Annotated in this window: 13 protein-coding genes and 1 rRNA gene; 5 read left to right on the forward strand and 9 right to left on the reverse strand. The window is 69.3% G+C overall.

The features are described 5' to 3' along the window. Positions 1 to 45: 45 nt before the first annotated feature. From glpK to OG780_RS34175, 5 genes are all read right to left on the reverse strand, one after another. Positions 46 to 1566 (reverse strand): glycerol kinase GlpK, encoded by a 1521-nt coding sequence (gene glpK, locus OG780_RS34155; RefSeq protein WP_328454706.1) that lies wholly within the window; start codon positions 1564 to 1566, stop codon positions 46 to 48. Between the two features lie 75 nt (positions 1567 to 1641). Then, on the reverse strand, positions 1642 to 2382 hold the full coding sequence (locus OG780_RS34160) for an MIP/aquaporin family protein (protein WP_328454708.1): 741 nt from the start codon (positions 2380 to 2382) through the stop codon (positions 1642 to 1644). Between the two features lie 464 nt (positions 2383 to 2846). Continuing rightward, entirely contained in the window at positions 2847 to 4496 is a 1650-nt protein-coding gene (locus OG780_RS34165) for a GGDEF domain-containing protein (RefSeq protein WP_328454710.1), read from the reverse strand. 267 nt (positions 4497 to 4763) lie between these two features. Beyond that, complete coding sequence (locus OG780_RS34170) at positions 4764 to 5954, reverse strand: lipid-transfer protein (RefSeq protein WP_328454712.1); 1191 nt, start codon at positions 5952 to 5954, stop codon at positions 4764 to 4766. 28 nt (positions 5955 to 5982) lie between these two features. Next, a complete protein-coding gene (locus tag OG780_RS34175; protein WP_328454714.1) occupies positions 5983 to 6429 on the reverse strand; it encodes a Zn-ribbon domain-containing OB-fold protein in 447 nt (148 codons plus the stop codon). A gap of 241 nt (positions 6430 to 6670) precedes the next feature. Between OG780_RS34175 and OG780_RS34180 the strand changes: the two genes are divergently transcribed. Continuing rightward, positions 6671 to 7207, forward strand: coding sequence for an NUDIX domain-containing protein (locus OG780_RS34180; RefSeq protein ID WP_328454716.1), 537 nt, complete (start codon positions 6671 to 6673; stop codon positions 7205 to 7207). Positions 7208 to 7210: 3 nt separating this feature from the next. Here OG780_RS34180 and OG780_RS34185 read toward each other — a convergent pair whose 3' ends face one another. Further along, positions 7211 to 9586: a glycoside hydrolase family 31 protein gene (locus tag OG780_RS34185; RefSeq protein ID WP_328454718.1), complete on the reverse strand. Its 2376-nt coding sequence runs from the start codon at positions 9584 to 9586 to the stop codon at positions 7211 to 7213. 213 nt (positions 9587 to 9799) lie between these two features. Between OG780_RS34185 and OG780_RS34190 the strand changes: the two genes are divergently transcribed. Further along, positions 9800 to 11767, forward strand: a complete 1968-nt coding sequence (locus OG780_RS34190) for an acetoacetate--CoA ligase (RefSeq protein WP_328454721.1) — start codon at positions 9800 to 9802, stop codon at positions 11765 to 11767. Here the strand turns inward: OG780_RS34190 and OG780_RS34195 are convergent, their stop codons facing one another. Further along, a complete protein-coding gene (locus OG780_RS34195) occupies positions 11768 to 13087 on the reverse strand; it encodes an aminotransferase class I/II-fold pyridoxal phosphate-dependent enzyme (RefSeq protein WP_328454723.1) in 1320 nt (439 codons plus the stop codon). Positions 13088 to 13198: 111 nt separating this feature from the next. Between OG780_RS34195 and OG780_RS34200 the strand changes: the two genes are divergently transcribed. Continuing rightward, positions 13199 to 14407 carry an MFS transporter gene (locus OG780_RS34200; RefSeq protein WP_328454724.1) on the forward strand — a complete coding sequence of 403 codons (1209 nt, stop codon included), beginning with the start codon at positions 13199 to 13201 and terminating at the stop codon, positions 14405 to 14407. Between the two features lie 25 nt (positions 14408 to 14432). Next, on the forward strand, positions 14433 to 15326 hold the full coding sequence (locus tag OG780_RS34205) for a hypothetical protein (RefSeq protein WP_328454726.1): 894 nt from the start codon (positions 14433 to 14435) through the stop codon (positions 15324 to 15326). A 78-nt stretch (positions 15327 to 15404) separates the two neighbouring features. Here OG780_RS34205 and ptsP read toward each other — a convergent pair whose 3' ends face one another. After that, on the reverse strand, positions 15405 to 17075 hold the full coding sequence (ptsP, locus tag OG780_RS34210) for a phosphoenolpyruvate--protein phosphotransferase (RefSeq protein ID WP_328454728.1): 1671 nt from the start codon (positions 17073 to 17075) through the stop codon (positions 15405 to 15407). A 77-nt stretch (positions 17076 to 17152) separates the two neighbouring features. After that, the gene (locus OG780_RS34215) at positions 17153 to 17602 is read right to left on the reverse strand and encodes a PTS sugar transporter subunit IIA (RefSeq protein WP_326789018.1); all 450 of its coding nucleotides are present in this window, start codon (positions 17600 to 17602) and stop codon (positions 17153 to 17155) included. 687 nt (positions 17603 to 18289) lie between these two features. On the opposite strand from OG780_RS34215, the gene OG780_RS34220 reads away from it, so the two are divergent. Then, positions 18290 to 19815: ribosomal RNA gene (locus OG780_RS34220) — 16S ribosomal RNA — on the forward strand. Positions 19816 to 20090 lie beyond the last annotated feature (275 nt).

The following is a 20090-nucleotide window of genomic DNA, read 5'->3' on the forward strand; positions in this document are numbered from 1 at the left end:
GCGTGCCTCACCCGAACGTCAGACACACGCGCGTGGGCGCCGGGGTCATTCGACGGTGTCGTCGTGCCAGCCGAAGCTCTTCTCCACCGCCTTGCGCCAGTTGCCGTACTCGCTGTCGCGCACCGAGGCCTCCATGGACGGCGTCCATTCGACGTCCTTCCGCCAGTGCGACTTCAGTTCGTCGAGGTCGTTCCACACCCCGGTCGCGAGCCCCGCCGCGTACGCGGCACCCAGACAGGTCGTCTCGGAGACCTTCGGACGGATCACGGGTACGCCGAGGACATCCGCCTGGTGCTGCATCAGCAGATTGTTCTTGGTCATGCCACCGTCCACCTTCAAGGTGGTGATCTGCACTCCGGAGTCCTGGTACATGGCGTCCACGACCTCACGCGTCTGCCAGCTCGTAGCTTCCAGGACCGCGCGCGCGAGGTGCGCCTTCGTGACGTAGCGCGTGAGACCCGTGATGACGCCGCGCGCGTCCGAGCGCCAGTAGGGGGCGAACAGACCCGAGAAGGCAGGCACGATGTACGCGCCGCCGTTGTCCTCGACGCTCGCCGCCAGTGTCTCGATCTCGTCGGCGGAACGGATGATGCCCAACTGGTCCCGGAACCACTGGACCAGGGCGCCCGTGATCGCGATCGACCCTTCGAGGCAGTAGACCGGGGCCTCGGTGCCGATCTTGTAGCCCATGGTGGTCAGCAGTCCGTTCTTCGACGGAACGGGCCTGTTGCCGGTGTTCAACAGCAGGAAGCTGCCCGTGCCGTAGGTGTTCTTGGCCGTGCCGACGTCGTAGCAGGCCTGGCCGAAGACCGCCGCCTGCTGGTCGCCCAGCGCCGACGCGACCGGCACACCGCCGAGTTGGCCCACGGCGGTTCCGTACACCTCGGCGGAGGACCTGATCTCCGGGAGCACCGCTTCCGGGATGTTCATCGCGGAGAGGATGGACGGGTCCCACTGGAGGGTGTCCAGGTTCATCAGCATGGTGCGCCCGGCGTTGGTCACGTCCGTGACGTGCCGCCCGCCGTCGGTGCCGCCGGTGAGGTTCCAGATGAGCCACGAGTCGATGGTGCCGAAGGCGATCTCACCGTGCTCGGCGCGGGCGCGCAGGCCCGGGACGTTGTCGAGGAGCCAGGCCGCCTTGGGCCCGGAGAAGTAGCTCGCCAGCGGGAGTCCGGTCTGCTCGCGGAAGCGGTCCTGGCCGTCCGGGCCGCCCAGTTCGTTGCACAGCGCCGACGTGCGGGTGTCCTGCCAGACGATGGCGTTGTGGACGGGCTTGCCCGTGGCCCGGTCCCACAGAACCGTCGTCTCGCGCTGGTTGGTGATGCCGAGCGCGCTGAGCTGGTCGGGGCGCAGTCCGGCCTTGGCGAGCGCTCCGGCGACCACGGCCTGCACCTTGGACCAGATCTCGGTGGCGTCGTGCTCCACCCAGCCCGGCTTGGGGAAGATCTGGCGGTGTTCGCGCTGGTCGACGGCGACGATGGCGCCGCCGTGGTCGAAGATGATGCAGCGGCTGGAGGTGGTGCCCTGGTCGATCGCGGCGACGTACTTCTCGGATGTGTCCGTCATGTCGTCCCCTTACGTGTTCTTCGTCAGGAGGCTGCTGTCCCGTCAGGAGGCCGCACTTCGGGTGGCGGCGATACGTCAGAAGGCCACGTTGTAGATCCCGGCGCCGACGGCGGCACCCGCGATCGGGCCGACCACCGGGATCCAGGAATATCTCCACTCCGAAGTGCCCTTGTTGGGGATCGGCAGCAGCGTGTGGGCGAGGCGCGGCCCCAGGTCGCGGGCCGGGTTGATGGCGTACCCGGTGGGGCCGCCCAACGAGAGACCGATGCCGACGACGAGGAAGGAGATGAGCAGGACCGGCAGCCCCGCGGCGCCGATGCCGGCGACGTGCTTGCCGCCGCCGACGAGTCCGAGGATGGGAAGCATCAGGGCGGCGGTGGCGATGATCTCGGTGATCAGGTTCTGTACCGGATTGTCGATCTCTGGACGCGTCGAGAAGATTCCCAGCGTCTCGACGGCCTTGTCGTCCTCGGCGTTGAGGTTGAACTGTCCGAGGTAGAGCAGCCAGCACAGGACCGCGCCGATGACGGCGCCGGCGAACTGGCCGAGGATGTAGAAGGGCACGTCCGACCACTTCGTGGAACCCTCGATCGCGAACCCGATGGTGACCGCCGGGTTGATCTGCCCTCCCGACAGCGGCGCCGAGGTGTAGGCACCGGCCAGGACGCCGAAGCCCCAGCCGAAGGTGATGACGATCCAGCCCGCTCCCTGGGCCTTCGATCTGTTCAGGGTGACAGCGGCGCACACACCCGCGCCGAAGAGAATCAGAATCGCTGTGCCGATCAACTCGCCGACAAAGATGTCTCCGTTGCTCATGGCGGCTCCTGGACTCTCGCCCGGAACGATCCGCTCCGGGTCACCGTGCAGAGTGCGTTCCCATGGCTACTTCAGCTGAAGGCAGGGAGTTCCCGCGCCCCGCCCGGCGTCCGTGACGAGCGTGCAGTCGCTGTGGAATCGCCCGTGGGGAACGGCCCTGGGCACGGGTCGGAGCCCGAGCGGTGAGGTGCCTGATGGCGCCCGATTGCGGCGATGCCGACGACACCCGGAAGTGTTCACCGACGCCCAGGGGGCGTCAAGGTCGTGGACCGCACTGGTTGGAGGCGCGAAATGGACGTGCCGCGGAGGGGTGCCGACGCCGTATGAGTGGACCATTTTCGGCCAGACGGCCATGGGATCGCTCGTCAGGCGGCTGGATGATCAGGCGGTCGAGTGATCGGACAGTCGGTCCGTCAGGTGATCGGATGTTCGTCCGGTCGGGCGGGGCGAGGTGCTCGGTCGGTTCAGCCGGTCAGCGTCTGCCCGTACGACTCCGTCGGACCGGTACCGGTACCGGTACCGCGCCGGATCTCATGCCCGGGCAGCCCCGCCCGCCCCAGCACCCAGCTCGCCCCGTCCAGGGCCTTGGCGGCCTGCTTGAGGGGTGCCAGAGAGGTGGCCGCCTGCCGGTGGTCGATCACGCTGCCGGGCGCGCACAGCACCGTGGCCAGCGACAGCGTGACCGCGCGGCCGCCCGCGGACCAGGGTGTGTCGAGCACCGACGCGGCCAGCGGGTCGAGGGTGTCGGGGTCGGCGAGGACCAGGAAGTCGTCGCCGCCGATGTGGCCGACCAGCGTCGCCTCGGACGCCGAGTGCTGGAGCATCCGGCCCACCGCCCGGATCAGCTCGTCGCCGGCCGCGAACCCCGCTCCGTCGTTGACCTGCTTGAAATGGTCGATGTCCAGCCAGCTCAGTGCGAACATCCGGCCGTCCGCGATCCGCCGGTCCACCTCCCCGGTGATCGTGTCCGAACCAGGCAGCCGGGTCAGCGGGTTGAGCCCCGCCGCCTCCTCGACCCGGCTCTCCGACAGCGCCCGTACGAGGTCCGCGAGGCGTACGACGCCCACGCACCGCCCGTACCGGTCGACGACCGCGACATCGTCGGACGTACGGTCCCGGTCCCCGTCCGCGACGACGTCGAGCACTTCCCAGGCCGTGGCGTCGACGCCGACCGTACGTGGCGCGTCACCCAGTTTGGCGGCGGGCCGGTCGGCGTACAGGGCGTGCCCGTAGCGCCCGGACATCGACAGCAGGAAGCGTGACCGGTGCACCGATCGGACCGGTATCCCGAACGGATCCACGAGCAGCACACCGGACACGTCGGGCGACCCGGTGAGCAGGGCTCTGACCTCTCCGGCCGACGCGGTGGCCGGCAGCAGCGCGGCCGGGCGGACGAACTGCCCCACGGACGGCCCGGACCGGGGTACGCCGCGGACGGCGGGCGACAGCGCCGGAACGTATACGTCCGCCGAGGGCAGCCGGGCGGGCGGGGCGAACAGATCGCCCTGCGCGAGCTGTGCGCCCGCCGACACCGCGGCGGCGCACTGCAGTTCCGTCTCGACGCCTTCGACGGACAGCAGCGCGCCGAGCTGCTCGCACAGTGTCCGCATCGCCCGGACCGCCGCGGGCCGCGACAGCAGGGACACGTCGAGCTTCATCAGCTCCGGGGCGAGATCCGTGAGCAGGCGCAGCGGTATGTCGCCGTCGCCGATCCCGTCCGCGCAGATCCGGAAGCCCTCGCCGCGCACGGCGGCCACCGCCTCCAGCAGGGCGTGCTGCGGCACGTGCGTGTACGGCGGGACGATGTCGACGGTGATCTCCCAGGGAAGCCGCCCGGCCTGCCGTACCTCGTTGCGCAGCGCGGAGAGCCGGCCGAGGTCGGCCAGTGTTCCGGCGAACACGTTGACGTGCAGGGGGAGCAGTGTCTCCCTGCGGGCGGCGGCCCGGATGGCCAACGCGGCCAGCCGGCCGTCCAGTTCGGGCTCGCGGCGGGCCCGCGCCAGGATGTCGCCGGACTCCGGACGGGCGAGCGTCTCCAGCGCCGCGATCCCTCCGGTCGTCAGATTGACGACCGGCTGGAAGGCGAAACGGACCATATCCGTCCAGGAGGGCACAGCAGCATGGTCCCGCCGACGGCGTACGCCGGTGGGCGATTCACGAGGTGTTCACGCAGGATTCCGGGGTCGTCACAGTAGGTGTGGAGGAGGCTCCGGGCGTGCCGCACGCATCGACTCCCCCGGAGTGACACGCGGGCGGTGCGGCCCCTGTCGGACAAGGCGCTCGGGGTGTCACAGGGAGCAGCCGACCGTGGGCCGGCCGGGTCTTCCGGATCTCTCCGGATCTCTCCGGATCTCTCCGGTCCAGTGAGGGCCGCCGCATGGCTACCGAACCGCCACGACCGAAGAGCCGTGGCCGAACAGCCCCTGGTTCGCGGTGATCCCCACCCGCGCCCCGGCGACCTGCCGGTCACCCGCACCGTCGCGCAACTGCCAGGTCAGCTCGCACACCTGGGCGATGGCCTGCGCCGGAACGGCCTCTCCGAAGGAGGCGAGACCGCCGCTGGCATTCACCGGTATGCGTCCGCCGAGTGCCGTGGCGCCTTCCCTCAGGAGTTTGGCGGCCTCGCCCTCCCCGCAGAGTCCGAGGTCTTCGTACCACTGCAGTTCCAGCGCGGTCGACAGGTCGTAGACCTCCGCGAACGAGAGATCCTCGGGGCCGATGCCGGCCTCCTCGTAAGCCGCTCGGGCGATGGACGCCCGGAAGGTCCCGGCCGCGGGCTCGACGATGGCCGCCGAGTCCGTGGCGATGTCCGGCAGATCCAGCACGGTGTTCGGGTAGTGCGGCGACACGGTCGACACCGCGCGGATCCGCACCGGGTCGGCGACCCCGTGCCGGTGTGCGAACTCCATGCCGGCCAGCACCACGGCGGCGCCGCCGTCCGAGGTCGCGCAGATGTCGAGCAGTCGCAGCGGATCGGCGACCACGGCCGACGCGGCGACCTCCTCGGCCGTGACCGGCTTGCGGTAGCGGGCGTTGGGGTTGAGCGCGCCCAGGGCCGCGTTCTTCACCTTCACCTGGGCGAAATCCTCCGGGGTGTCGCCGTACAGAGCCATCCGGCGCCGCGCGTACAGCCCGAAGTACGTCGGATTCGTCGCCCCGAGGACACGGAAGCGCAGCCAGTCCGGATCGTCCGGCCGGTTCCCGCCGGCGGGGCGGAAGAACCCCTTGGGTGCCGCGTCCGCGCCCACCACGAGAACCACCTCGGCGAGGCCGGAGAGTATCTGGGCACGTGCTGTGCCGAGCGCCTGCGCCCCGGAGGCGCAGGCCGCGTACACACTCGCCACGCGTGCTCCCTGCCACCCCAGGGCTTTCGCGAACGTCGCCCCCGCCACGTACCCCGGATAGCCTCCGCGCACGGTGGACGCGCCCACGACCGAGTCGACGTCCCGCCAGCCGATCCCCGCGTCGGTCAGTGCCGCGTGCGCCGCGGCGACCCCGTACTCGACGAAACGGCGCCCCCACTTGCCCCACGGGTGCATCCCCACACCCAGCACCGCCACATCACCGGTCACGCCGTCACCCCCGTCCGCCCCGAGTCCTTCATGCCGTCACCTCTGCAGGCCGCCAGTGCCACGTCGTCCAGGTCGTCTCCTCGTCCTCGTGCAGCACACCGGGGACGACCTCCACCTCCATGCCCACCGTCAGATCGGCGACGGTGATCCCGGGAACCGCCTGGCCGAGCACCACGAGGCGCTCGGATTCCAGTTCCACGGCGATCAACGCGTAGGGCTCCCATTCGAGTTCCGGATCGGTGACATACGGTGACGGAGGCCGGTACCGGCTGTCCGTGTAGGACCAGACGCGTCCTCGGGGGGACAGAGGCACCTCCGCCAGCTCGCCGCCCGCGCACTCCGGATTGCGGCAGAAGGCGTCCTCGCGGGGGAAGAACACCGAGGCACACACCGAGCACCGTGTGCCGAGCAGGCGGAAGTCGTTCCCTTCCCCGGTGAACCACCCGGTGACGACAGGTGTACGTGTGCGCGACACGGTTCCTCCAGGACACTCGATCTGACGGATCGTCAGAAGTGTGCCACGAGGGGAGGCGATTGGGCAGGGCGTCCGCACGGACCGACGGGTGCCTGCGGACGCCGGAGCACCAGCCACAGCGGACCGTGGCGCGGGGTGTGCCTCGGCCGCCTCATCCGCCCCGACCGAGCCGTTCCACCTCGGGCGCCTCATCGGGCCCAACCCGAAGACGTCGGTTCGGTGATGGACTACAGTCCGCGGCGTGTCCGAAACCCCGCACCCACCTGCCGACTTCGCGCCCGATTCGCACTGCTCGAGCTGTGGCGCCCCCTACGGAGAGGGCATCTCCGGCTGGCCCCGCACCTGCGCCGCCTGCGGCACGGTCGCCTACCGCAATCCGCTGCCGGTCGCGGTGGCCCTGCAGCCCGTCTACGACGACCGGGGTGCCGCCCTGGTCGTCATCACCCGGACCATCGCCCCCGCGCGCGGGGGCGTGGCCCTGCCCGGAGGGTTCATCGACCACCGGGAGGACTGGCGGCAGGCCGTCGTGCGCGAGCTCAAGGAGGAGACGGGCATCGACGCGGCGAGCAGGGAAGTGCGGCTCGCCGACGCGATGAGCTCTCCGGCGGGCCATCTGCTGCTCTTCGGACTCCTCCCGGAACGCCCCGCCGCCGAACTTCCGCTGTCCGCCGCCACCGACGAGACGGAAGGCTGGCATCTGCTGCGCCGGCCCGCCGAACTCGCCTTCCCGCTCCACACCCTGGCGGCCCGTGCCTGGTTCGACGGGCGGTACATCTGAGGGTCAGGGACGGGGTCCCCCCAGTCCCCGCACCCGTACGGGGTACGCCGGCTCGCCCAGGCCTCCCGCGCCGTCGGCCCGTCGCACCACCACCTCGTCCTCCTGCCAGCTGGACACATGACGCTGGGCCTCCGGTTCCTCCCACCCGTCGCCCGGGTCCGGCACGAGGAGACCGCTTCCGCCGCTTCCCCGCGGAGGCGCCCACGCCTCCAGCTCCAGACCGCCGTCGGCACCGCGTACGGGCAGGACGGCACCGGCCCGCGCGAGCACCGGAATCCGCGACAAGGGGGCGTCGACCACCACCTGCGCGGGTCCCTCGTACGCCTCCTCGGTGACCGTGTCGTACCAACGCCCGCGCGGCAGCTGCACCGTCCGCCGGACCGCACCCGGGTCCAGCACCGGAGCCACCAGGAGGCTGTCGCCGAGCAGGAAGGCGTCCTCGCAGTCGCGCAACGCCCGGTCCTCGGGATTACCCCACCACAACGGCCGGACGTAGGGAGCGCCCGTGCGGCGCGCCATGTGCGCCAGCGTCATGAAGTACGGGAGCAGCCGCCGCCGTTCGAGGAGTGCCACGCGCGCGTGCTCCAGCACGTCGTCACCGAACTCCCAGGGCTCCCTGCGCCCGGCCCGCAGGCTCGCGTGCGTGCGGAACAGCGGGAGGTACGCCCCGAGCTGGAACCACCGCAGATAGAGCTCGGGCGACGGGCTGCCGTCGAAGCCGCCCACATCGGGTCCCGAGTAGGGCACCCCGCACAGCCCGAGCCCCAGCACCAGGGACAACGACGCCCGCAGCCCCGGCCAGCCCGTGGCCACGTCCCCGGACCATGTTCCCGCGTAGCGCTGCAGTCCGGCCCAGCCGGAACGCGAGAACAGGAACGGCCGCTCCTGGGGAGCGAGTTCACGCAAGCCCTCGTAGGCGGCCCGGGCCATGCCCAGCGCGTACACGTTGTGCGCCTCGCGGTGGTCACCCCCGCGGCCCTCCAGGGCGTGCCGCGTCGAACGCGGCAGCGTCGGCTCCCCGAACGCCGTGAACGACGTCGGCTCGTTCATGTCGTGCCAGAACCCCGCGAACCCCTGCGCGAGCCGCTCCTCGTAGAGCCCGCCCCACCAAGCGCGCGCCCGCGCGTCCGTGAAGTCCGGGTAGACGGCCTCCCCGGGCCAGACGACGCCCCGCACGAGCCGCCCCGAGGCGTCCCGGACGAAGGCGTCCTCGGCCAGACCGCTGTCGTACACGGCGTTGCCCGGCTCCGCCTTGACGGCCGGGTCGATGACGGACACCAGCCGGATTCCGTCGCGCCGCAGCTCCTCGGCGAACGCAGGAAGCTTCGGGAACCTGTCGCGATCGACGGTGAACACCTGGTGGGCGTCGTAGTGGTCGATGTCCAGGTGTACGGCGTCCAGCGGCAGGCCCCGCTCCTGGTAGCCCGCGACGATCCTCCGCACCTCCTGCTCGCTGCCGAAGCCCCACCGCGCGTGCTGGTGCCCGAGCGCCCACGCCGGCGGCAGAGCCGCGGCACCGGTCAGCGACGCCCAGGAGTGCAGCACGCGCGCGGGAGTCCCCACCATCACCCAGCAGCGCAGCGGTCCGCCGTCCATGCGCAGCTCGCACGATCCGGCCCGGTCGTGCCCCGAACCGGCGCCTTCCTTGCCCTCGCGCAGGACCACCGTGCCGTCCCAGGACGTGTCGTGGAACACGAGATGCGTGCCCGCGTCGGCCACGACCATCTGCACAGGCATCGTGAGGTACAACGGATCGTCGCCCGGCCCGAAGGCCTGTCCCGGATCCGTGTTCCACAACCGGTACGTCCCCTCGCGCAGCCGGAGCCCCGCGGCCCGGCCGCCCAGACCGAAGAACCGTGCGTCGGCCGCCACTTCGGAACGCTGCATCCAGCGGGCGGTGCCGCCGTCGACGGGTTCCCACCACCGGGGCGGCAGATCCCGGCGCAGGACCACTCCACCGGGCGTGAGGACCTGGACCGCGCCGTGCCGTGAGACCGCTACCGTGACCCGCTCGGCCACGACGCGCCAGCCGCCGTCCTTGTCCGGCTCCAGAACGGCCCGCGGGTCGGGTTCCGGGGAGCGGCCCGCGAGGGCGTACGACGGCTCCGGCGCGACCGCGTCCCAGCCCCAGAAGACCGCCCCGCCCACCGTGACGGTGATCCGCAGTTCCGAGCGGGTGAAGCGGACGACTCCGCCACCGGGGCCCGGCTCCACACCGAGCACCGGCCCCGGTACCCGCGCCCGCTCGGCCCCCCGCTGCGGCAGCCCGGCGGCGTCGGCACGCCTCCTGCGCCACGCGGCTCGTACTGTGAGCAACCCCTGAGTGGTACCCCCCGAGCCGACCGCTTTCACCGAACGCACCAGGTCACGACCGTCCATGCTGCTCACCCTGCCACTACCGTCGCTCGTTGAGTGAGCCGTTCAACTGCCGTTCACCTGTTGTCACGCCACATCTTCATGTCGCCGACTATGTGCGGTGTGCCCTGGTAAAGAAGTCGATCACATGGCATCGTCCGTGTCAGCCGCGTGACGCGCACACCCCCGCTCGTGCGCGACCGACGCACACGACGCGTACAGCCCGGGAGCCGCCCCATGTCCACCACGAACCCCTCACCGCTCTGGCAGCCCTCCGCCGAGGGCATCGCCCAGGCGCAGGTCACGAAGTTCCAGGCCTGGGCGGCCGAACGGCACGGAGCGCCGGCCGACGGAGGCTACGCGGCCCTGCACCGCTGGTCGGTCGACGAGCTGGACACGTTCTGGAAGGCCGTCACCGAGTGGTTCGACGTCCGGTTCTCGACCCCCTACGCGCGCGTGCTCGGCGACCGCGCCATGCCCGGTGCCGCGTGGTTCCCCGGAGGGACCCTCAACTACGCGGAGCACGCCCTGCGCGCGGCGGAGACCCGCGCGGACGAACCGGCCCTCCTGTATGTCGACGAGACCCACGAGTCCGTCCCCGTGACGTGGTCCGACCTGCGCCGCCAGGTCGGCTCCCTGGCCGCCGAGCTGCGCGCTCTCGGTGTACGCCCCGGAGACCGGGTCAGCGGCTATCTCCCGAACATCCCCGAGGCCGTGGTGGCCCTCCTGGCCACGGCCGCCGTGGGCGGGGTCTGGACCTCCTGCGCCCCCGACTTCGGCGCCCGCAGCGTCCTCGACCGCTTCCAGCAGGTCGAACCCGTGGTCCTGTTCGCCGTCGACGGCTACCGCTACGGCGGCAAGGAGCACGACCGCCGTGACACGGTCGCCGAGCTGCGCCGCGAACTGCCCACCCTGAACGCCGTCGTGCACATCCCGCTGCTGGGCACGCAGGCGCCCGAGGACGCCCTGGAGTGGTCGGCGCTGACCTCCGCCGACGTGCAGCCCGTCTTCGAGCAGGTCCCCTTCGACCACCCCTTGTGGGTGCTCTACTCCTCCGGCACGACGGGCCTCCCCAAGGCGATCGTGCAGTCCCAGGGCGGCATCCTCGTCGAACACCTCAAGCAGCTCGGCCTGCACTGTGATCTGGGGCCCGAGGACCGCTTCTTCTGGTACACGTCCACCGGCTGGATGATGTGGAACTTCCTCGTCTCCGGCCTGCTCACGGGCACCACGATCGTGCTGTACGACGGCAGCCCCGGCTATCCGGACACGGGCGCCCAGTGGCGTATCGCCGAACGCACGGGAGCGACCCTCTTCGGCACGTCCGCCGCGTACGTGATGGCCTGCCGCAAGGCGGAGGTCCACCCCTCGCGCGACTTCGACCTCGGCCGGGTGCGGTGCGTCGCGACGACCGGCTCGCCGCTGCCGCCCGACGGATTCCGCTGGCTGCACGACGAGGTTCGCGAGGACCTGTGGATCGCCTCCGTCAGCGGCGGCACCGATGTGTGCTCCTGCTTCGCCGGAGCGGTACCGACGCTCCCGGTGTACATCGGCGAACTCCAGGCCGCCGGCCTCGGCACCGACCTCCAGTCCTGGGACCCCAGTGGAAAGCCCCTCACCGACGAGGTCGGCGAACTGGTCGTCACCAACCCGATGCCGTCCATGCCCATCCACTTCTGGAACGACCCCGACGGCAGCCGCTACCACGACAGCTACTTCGACACGTACCCCGGAGTGTGGCGCCACGGCGACTGGATCACCGTCACCTCACGAGGTTCGGTCGTCATCCACGGTCGCTCCGATTCCACGCTCAACCGGCAGGGCGTGCGCATGGGCTCGGCCGACATCTACGAGGCCGTCGAGCGTCTTCCCGAGATCAAGGAGTCGCTGGTCATCGGTGTCGAGCAGCCCGACGGCGGCTACTGGATGCCGCTGTTCGTCCATCTCGCACCCGGAGCCGTGCTGGACGAGGATCTCCTCAACCGCATCAAGGGCACCATCCGTGAACAGCTCTCCCCGCGTCACGTTCCCGACGAGGTCATCGAAGTACCCGGAGTGCCGCACACCCTGACCGGCAAGCGCATCGAGGTCCCGGTCAAGCGCCTCCTCCAGGGCGCGTCCATGGAGAAGGCCGTCAACGTCGGCTCCGTGGACAACGTCGAACTTCTGCGCTTCTACGAGAAGCTGGCCCGCGAGCGGGGCTGATCAGCCTCCGTAGGTGGCCTCCGACTCGCCGAGCACGGCGGCGAAGTCGGAGGCCAGCCGCACGGCGTCGGCGGCTGAGAGTTCCGCCACCGAGATGCGTACACCGGGCGCGGCCGAGGTCCTGAAACGCGCGCCCGCCGCGACCCACCATCCGTACGAACGCAGCCCGTTCACCACCGCCGACTCGTCCCGCACGGGCACCCAGACGTTCAGCCCGCTCACGCCGTGGGCCTGTGTGCCGCGGTCCGCGAACTCACGGAGCAGCGCGTCCCGGCGCAGCGTGTATGTCTCCTGGGCACGCCCCATCAACGCGCGCGTGCTCTCGTCCGTCATCAGTCCGAGCACCGTCTCCTGCAACAGGTGACTGACCCAGCCCGACGTCAGCAGCATGCGCCCGTCGTGCCGGGCCAGTGTCGTCGGGTCACATGCCGCGGCCGCCCACCGTAGGTCGGTTCCCAGGAACTTGCTCACCGTGCGCACATGGACCCAGCGGTTCAGACCGCCCGTGGTCAGTGTGCGCAGCGGTACGCCGGCGACGGACGACGCGTGATCGTTCTCCACGACCAGCACATCGGGCACCTCCCGGAGCACGTCGACGAGCGCGTCCCGCCGTCCCGCCGAGAAGCTGCCGCCGCAGGGATTCTGCGCCCGCGGACTGCACACCACCGCGCGTACCCCCGTCCGCAGAGCCGTCCGCAGGGCATCCGGTCGGATGCCCCGGTCGTCCACCGCGACCGGAACCGTGCGCAGTCCCAGCGCCGTGACCAGGTCCAGCAGATGGTGATAGCCGGGGTCTTCCATCGCGACCGCGTCCCCCGGACGCAGCTCCACCGACAGCAACCGCCCGATCAGGTCGAGCGCGCCATGAGCGAACGTCACATGCTCCGACGGCACCCCGTCGGGCTCCAGCCAGTCGCGTACGGCCTCTTCCAGCCGCGCCAGACGCGGTGTGCTGCGATGCGAGCGGGCACCCGGGGAGAGCCGCGACGGCGGCACCAGGACGGGGAGCAGCGCGGGATCCGGATGGCCGCCCGCCACGTCGCGCAGTCCGTCCGGCACGCGTGGTGGGCGCCGTGACGCCACCGCGGGCGCGGCGGCGACCACGGTCCCACCACGTCCGCGGGTCACCACGATCGCCCGTTGCCGCAGTTCCTTGTACGCCGTCGCGACCGTCCCGGGGCTGACGCCGAGCCGCTCGGCCAGGCCGCGCACCGGGGGCAGCGCCGTGCCCGGCTCCAGGAGGCCTTCGGCCACGCCTCGTTCCACGGACGCGGCAATTCCCTTGGCCGTCGTACCACTGATCGAATATTGTGTTGCCACGTTACTAAGTATGTATCAATACATACTGGGGAGCAAGGGGGAGTCGTGAGCCCGATGCGCCGCGCAGCCGCATGGTCGACACGCGTTCCAGGAGGCCTCGACGGCCGAAGAATGCTCTGGATCGCCCTGGTCGACCGCATCGGCAGCGGTCTGTGGGCATCCGTCTCCGTCCTGTACTTCACCTACGTCGCCGGTCTCTCGGTCGCACAGATCGGCACCCTCGCGGCCGCGGCCGGAGCGGTCGGAATCGCCGGCGCACCCCTGGGCGGGCGCCTCGCCGACCGACTGCCCCTGACCCACGTGCTGATCGCGCTCCAACTCCTGCGCGCCCTCGCATCCTTCGCACTGCTCACCACGGACAACTACGCCCTCCTGCTGGCGTACTCTGCCGCGGGAAGCTTCGGTGACCGAGCCGCCAACGTCCTCACCAAGCTGTACGCCACCCGCGTCTCGGGCCCCGACCGCGTCCGCTACCAAGCCGTCAACCGCACCGTCGCCAACGCCGGTTGGGCTCTCGGAGGCCTCGCCGCGGCAGGAGCCCTCACCATCGGTACCGCCGGCGCGTACCAGTGGCTGCTCGCCGGCGACGCCGTCTCCTTCGTGGCCGTCGCTCTCGCGACAGCCCGCTGCGGCGAACCGCCCTCGGCCGCCCGCACGATCGCCACATCGAAGGACCCGGCTCCCGCGACCCGCCCCGCCGGCCCGTGGCGCGACCGCACCTACCTCGCCTACGTCGCCACAGAGGCCGTCCTCTTCCTCGACGACGCCGTGTTCAAAGTCGGGCTGCCGCTGTGCGTCGCCCACTCCGAACAGGCTCCCCACGGCCTCGCACCCCTGCTGATGGTCCTGAACAACGTGATGGTCGTGACCCTCCAGGTCCCCCTGGCCCGGCTCGGCGCCACCACTGCCGCGGCCCGTGCCCTACTCGTCCCGCTCTCCGTGTTCTCCGCCCTCGGAGGCGTCGTCCTGGCGCTCTCCGCAACAGGCGGAACCGTGGCCGTGACCCTCTTCCTCGCCGCGGCGGCCGCCACCTTCACGGTGACGGAGATGCTCCATGCCACCGTCTCGTGGGAACTCTCCGTGGCCCTCGCCCCGGACACCGCGCAGGGCAGCTACCTCGGCGTCCACGGACTCGCGCAAGCCGTACAGCGCAGCGTCGGGCCACTCGCTGTCACAGCAGCCATCGCGGCCGGCCCCCTCGGCTGGACTCTCTTCGGCGCGACCATAGCCACGACCTGCATGTTCCAGCACCACCTCGTGCGCGACCGGCTCACCCGCCCCGCATTGTCAGTGCCGCCCGTTACTGTGAGTGAGCATTGATCGACTGCGCACAGGGGGAAATTCAATGGCGCACACCCGGCACCACACCATGCGACGCGTCCTGCGCCGCGAAATCGCGGGCACCATCGGCCTGCTGACCGACGAACAGGACTTCCGGGCGATGCGGCGCTATCGCACCTTCGCCTTCGACGATCACACGACCTATCTCCAGCAGGTCGAAGCCCTGCTCAAGACGCTCGCCGCCCAGGGCAGCCACACCACAGTGGCACTCTTCGACCCCGAGGAATACGCCGAATTCTGCGCCGAAAGCGGCCTGGAACCCGACACCCCGGTCAGCCGAACCCGCTTCACCGCCCAACTGGCGGCGACCGGCCCCACCATCCCCTACGACGGACAGCCCCTCGACGAACTGGTTCCGGACCTCGTCGACGAAGCGGTCCGCCGGGCCACCTGGGAGTACGCCACCACGCTCCTGGCCCGCATCGGCACCTGCGTGACCTGCGGCGAGGACATCGGCCGAGCCTCCTTCGTCCGCGCCGCCCACCTCCTCACCCGGGTCGTGGACACCGCAGGACCGGGAGAGCTCCACCTCGTGTGCAGCGTCACCTCCGCCCCCGACACGCTCGTCGCCGTACTCCGGACGGAGGGACGCATCGAAGGCACGACATGCCTCGACGAATCCGAAGCCCTCGAATTCACCACCGTCCTGGCCCTCGGTATCGCCACCCGGAGCGCCTGCGGACTCGTCATGCGCACCACCGCACCCGACACCACCGACCGCGTCTACGGATGGCGCCTGCGCGGCGAAGACCTGGAGCCCCTCACCGCGGGCGAGGTGTTCGACGCCTATTGCACCGACCTCGATTCCGGGGATCTGGTCTCCCCGGAATCGGGTGTCGACTATTGCGTACCGCCCGACCTCGGAGACGAGGGAAACGGGACGGGCCACACGCACTGAACACGAAAGGGGCGCCCCATCCGCAGATGGAGCGCCCCTCCGTACCGAAAACCGCTCTCGCCCGAAGGCGCCGTCCGGCTACTCGCCCGACAGCACCGCCTGAGCCGCGGTGCGGGCCTCGTCCGCCGTGTCCGCGGCACGCGCGGCCGAGGCCGCCCGCTCGCACTGGGCCAGTGTGTACTTCGCCAGTGTCGCCCGCACATAGGGAATCGACGCGGCACCCATCGACAGGGAGGTGACGCCCAGACCGGTCAGCACACACGCCAGCAGCGGGTCCGACGCGGCCTCACCGCAGACACCACAGCTCTTGCCCTCGGCCTTCGCCGCTTCGGCGGACAGCGCGACCAGGTCGAGCAGCGCCGGCTGCCACGGGTCCTGGAGACGGGACACCGCGCCCACCTGCCGGTCGGCGGCGAACGTGTACTGCGCGAGGTCGTTGGTTCCCAGGGACAGGAACTCGACCTCCTGGAGAATCGACCGCGCCCGCAGTGCGGCCGACGGGATCTCCACCATCGCGCCGAACTTCGCCCGCAGTCCGGCCGCACGGCACGCGTCCGCGAACGCCTTGGCGTCCGTACGGTCCGCGACCATCGGAGCCATCACCTCGAGATAGACCGGCAGCCCCTCCGAGGCCTTCGCGAGAGCGGTGAGCTGCGTACGCAGCACATCGGGGTGGTCGAGCAGCGAACGCAGGCCCCGCACGCCGAGCGCGGGATTCGGCTCGTCGGCCGGCGTCAGGAAGTCCAGCGGTTTGTCCGCGCCCGCGTCCAGCACCCGCACCACGACACGGCCCTCGGGGAAGGCCTCGAGCACCTGGCGGTACGCCTCGACCTGCTTCTCCTCGGACGGCGCCGTCTTGCTGTCGTCGAGGAACAGGAATTCGGTACGGAACAGACCGACGCCCTCGGCACCGGCCTCCACGGCCGCCGGCACGTCCGCCGGGCCGCCGACGTTGGCCAGCAGCGGCACCTTGTGCCCGTCGGAGGTGGCACCGGGGCCCGTCGAGGTGGAAAGCGCCGCCTTGCGCCGCGCCGCCGCGGCCTCCAGCTCCGCCTTCTTCTCCGCACTCGGCTCCACGAAGATCTCACCCGTGCTGCCGTCGACGGCGATCACCGTGCCCTCGGCGAGCTCACCCGCGCCCGGGAGCGCCACGACGGCCGGCACGCCCAGCGCACGCGCCAGGATCGCGCTGTGGCTGGTCGGCCCGCCCTCCTCGGTGACGAAACCGAGGACCAGGGTCGGGTCCAGCAGTGCCGTGTCGGCGGGCGCGAGGTCACGTGCGATAAGAACGTAGGGCTCGTCGCTGTCCGGGACGCCCGGCATGGGCACACCGAGCAGCCGAGCGACGATACGGTTCCGCACGTCGTCGAGGTCGGCCACGCGTCCGGCGAGGTACTCACCGGCGCCGGCCAGCAGTGCCCGGTAGGCGGCGAGCGCGTCGTAGACCGCACGCTCGGCCGTGCTGCCGACGGCGATCCGCCGGTTCACGTCAGCCGTCAGTTCCGGGTCCTGGGCCATCATGGCCTGGGCTTCGAGTACGGCCTGGGCCTCGCCCCCCGCCAGATTGCCGCGCGCAATCAGGTCGGCCGCCACGTCCTCCACAGCCTTGCGGGCGCGTGCCTGTTCGCGGGCCGCGTCCTCCGGGGGGATCTGCTTGGCAGGCGGTTCGAGAACCGCCGTTCCCATGTGCCGAACCTCGCCGATGGCCACACCGTGGCTCACGCCGACGCCTCGCAGCGTTGTCTCCATCTCACCCGTCTCCGAATAGTGCGGCGTGTACCGCCGCCGTGATGGTTGTCGAAGCGCCGTCCAGGACAGCGTTGATGTCACTGCCAGCCGAAGAGCGCGTCGCCGGCCTTCACATCGCCGTCCTCACGGACGTCAGAGAGGGAGTCCGCCGTGGCTTCGAGAGCCACGACCGGGCACACCGGGGACTTGCCGGCCTCCTCGACGGCGGCGGGGTTCCACCGCACGACACTCTGGCCGCGCGTCACGGTGTCCCCCTTGTTGACGAGCAATTCGAAGCCCTCGCCGTTGAGCTGCACCGTGTCGATGCCCAGGTGCGTGAGCACGCCGTGGCCCTCACCGTCGACGACGACGAACGCGTGCGGGTGAAGAGAGACGATCACTCCGTCCACGGGGGCGACAGCCTCCGAGGGTTCACGTACGGGGTCGATCGCCGTGCCGGGGCCGACCATCGCTCCGGAGAAGACGGGGTCCGGTACCGCGGCGAGTCCGATGGCGCGTCCTGCAAGAGGGGACGTCACGGTGGTCATGGGAAGCCTCCGAGGGGTGGAGATCTATACGGGCCGTCACTGCCTGTCCCGGACAGCGCACTGTTGAGCAGGGTATGTCATATGAAGTGCCGGTTCCGCGCGAGAGATCCCGGTTGGCGCCGTAGAGGACAGGGCAAACGATTTGCGCCTGCTCCCGCACCCCATGTAGAGTCGTACTCCTGCTTGAGGATGAGCGGCGTGACCAAGGCGTCGTTGCCCGGCAGCACCCAACTTGTCAGATCCTATCTCGGGGCGATGTTCCGCATGTCTGCGGGACGGTGGTCAGCGAGAGGGAAAAGGACTGATAGAGTTTGGACTCGCTGGAAAGGGAAACGCGAGAGCGGATTACCTGAAAAGCACCGAGGAAATCGGATACGGAAACGGTCTGATAGAGTCGGAAACGCAAGACCGAAGGGAAGCGCCCGGAGGAAAGCCCGAGAGGGTGAGTACAAAGGAAGCGTCCGTTCCTTGAGAACTCAACAGCGTGCCAAAAATCAACGCCAGATTTGTTGATACCCCGTCTCCGGCCGTTCGGCCGGGACGAGGTTCCTTTGAAAAAGTCCTGCCGGGCATTGTTCCGGCAGGCGCATCAGCGAGGACGCTGTGAACCGGGGGATTATTCCTCCCCTTGGTTCCGCTCTCGTGGTGTCGCCCCGCAGTCTTTAATTAGACGCAGTCGGGAAAACATTCACGGAGAGTTTGATCCTGGCTCAGGACGAACGCTGGCGGCGTGCTTAACACATGCAAGTCGAACGATGAAGCCCTTCGGGGTGGATTAGTGGCGAACGGGTGAGTAACACGTGGGCAATCTGCCCTTCACTCTGGGACAAGCCCTGGAAACGGGGTCTAATACCGGATAACACTCCTGCCTGCATGGGTGGGGGTTAAAAGCTCCGGCGGTGAAGGATGAGCCCGCGGCCTATCAGCTTGTTGGTGAGGTAGTGGCTCACCAAGGCGACGACGGGTAGCCGGCCTGAGAGGGCGACCGGCCACACTGGGACTGAGACACGGCCCAGACTCCTACGGGAGGCAGCAGTGGGGAATATTGCACAATGGGCGAAAGCCTGATGCAGCGACGCCGCGTGAGGGATGACGGCCTTCGGGTTGTAAACCTCTTTCAGCAGGGAAGAAGCGAGAGTGACGGTACCTGCAGAAGAAGCGCCGGCTAACTACGTGCCAGCAGCCGCGGTAATACGTAGGGCGCAAGCGTTGTCCGGAATTATTGGGCGTAAAGAGCTCGTAGGCGGCTTGTCACGTCGGGTGTGAAAGCCCGGGGCTTAACCCCGGGTCTGCATTCGATACGGGCTAGCTAGAGTGTGGTAGGGGAGATCGGAATTCCTGGTGTAGCGGTGAAATGCGCAGATATCAGGAGGAACACCGGTGGCGAAGGCGGATCTCTGGGCCATTACTGACGCTGAGGAGCGAAAGCGTGGGGAGCGAACAGGATTAGATACCCTGGTAGTCCACGCCGTAAACGGTGGGAACTAGGTGTTGGCGACATTCCACGTCGTCGGTGCCGCAGCTAACGCATTAAGTTCCCCGCCTGGGGAGTACGGCCGCAAGGCTAAAACTCAAAGGAATTGACGGGGGCCCGCACAAGCAGCGGAGCATGTGGCTTAATTCGACGCAACGCGAAGAACCTTACCAAGGCTTGACATACACCGGAAAGCATTAGAGATAGTGCCCCCCTTGTGGTCGGTGTACAGGTGGTGCATGGCTGTCGTCAGCTCGTGTCGTGAGATGTTGGGTTAAGTCCCGCAACGAGCGCAACCCTTGTTCTGTGTTGCCAGCATGCCCTTCGGGGTGATGGGGACTCACAGGAGACTGCCGGGGTCAACTCGGAGGAAGGTGGGGACGACGTCAAGTCATCATGCCCCTTATGTCTTGGGCTGCACACGTGCTACAATGGCAGGTACAAAGAGCTGCGAAGCCGTGAGGCGGAGCGAATCTCAAAAAGCCTGTCTCAGTTCGGATTGGGGTCTGCAACTCGACCCCATGAAGTCGGAGTTGCTAGTAATCGCAGATCAGCATTGCTGCGGTGAATACGTTCCCGGGCCTTGTACACACCGCCCGTCACGTCACGAAAGTCGGTAACACCCGAAGCCGGTGGCCCAACCCCTTGTGGGAGGGAGCTGTCGAAGGTGGGACTGGCGATTGGGACGAAGTCGTAACAAGGTAGCCGTACCGGAAGGTGCGGCTGGATCACCTCCTTTCTAAGGAGCACTTCTTACCGAACTCTTCGGGGTGAGGTCAGAGGCCAGTACATCGGCGAATGTCCGATGCTGGTTGCTCATGGGTGGAACGTTGATTATTCGGCACTCTTGACTGTCTTCTCCTTCCAGTACTGCTCTTCGGGGCGTGGAAAGAATGAGGGAAGCGGTAAGGGTGTCGGGCACGCTGTTGGGTGTCTGAAGGTACGGCCGAAAGGCTGCCTTCAGTGCCGGCCCCGGTGAAGCATCGCGTAAGTGGTGTGTGACGGGTGGTTGGT

Source organism: Streptomyces sp. NBC_00386 (genome assembly GCF_036063235.1).
In the GTDB taxonomy this organism is placed as follows: Bacteria; Actinomycetota; Actinomycetes; order Streptomycetales; family Streptomycetaceae; genus Streptomyces.

What these genes read in the sequence shown, in the direction of transcription:
- glpK (WP_328454706.1), bottom strand. Translation starts at nt 1,566, where the DNA reads ATGACGGACACATCCGAGAAGTACGTCGCCGCGATCGACCAGGGCACC.
- OG780_RS34160 (WP_328454708.1), bottom strand. Translation starts at nt 2,382, where the DNA reads ATGAGCAACGGAGACATCTTTGTCGGCGAGTTGATCGGCACAGCGATT.
- OG780_RS34185 (WP_328454718.1), bottom strand. Translation starts at nt 9,586, where the DNA reads ATGGACGGTCGTGACCTGGTGCGTTCGGTGAAAGCGGTCGGCTCGGGG.
- OG780_RS34190 (WP_328454721.1), top strand. Translation starts at nt 9,800, where the DNA reads ATGTCCACCACGAACCCCTCACCGCTCTGGCAGCCCTCCGCCGAGGGC.
- OG780_RS34200 (WP_328454724.1), top strand. Translation starts at nt 13,199, where the DNA reads ATGCTCTGGATCGCCCTGGTCGACCGCATCGGCAGCGGTCTGTGGGCA.
- OG780_RS34205 (WP_328454726.1), top strand. Translation starts at nt 14,433, where the DNA reads ATGGCGCACACCCGGCACCACACCATGCGACGCGTCCTGCGCCGCGAA.
- ptsP (WP_328454728.1), bottom strand. Translation starts at nt 17,075, where the DNA reads ATGGAGACAACGCTGCGAGGCGTCGGCGTGAGCCACGGTGTGGCCATC.
- OG780_RS34215 (WP_326789018.1), bottom strand. Translation starts at nt 17,602, where the DNA reads ATGACCACCGTGACGTCCCCTCTTGCAGGACGCGCCATCGGACTCGCC.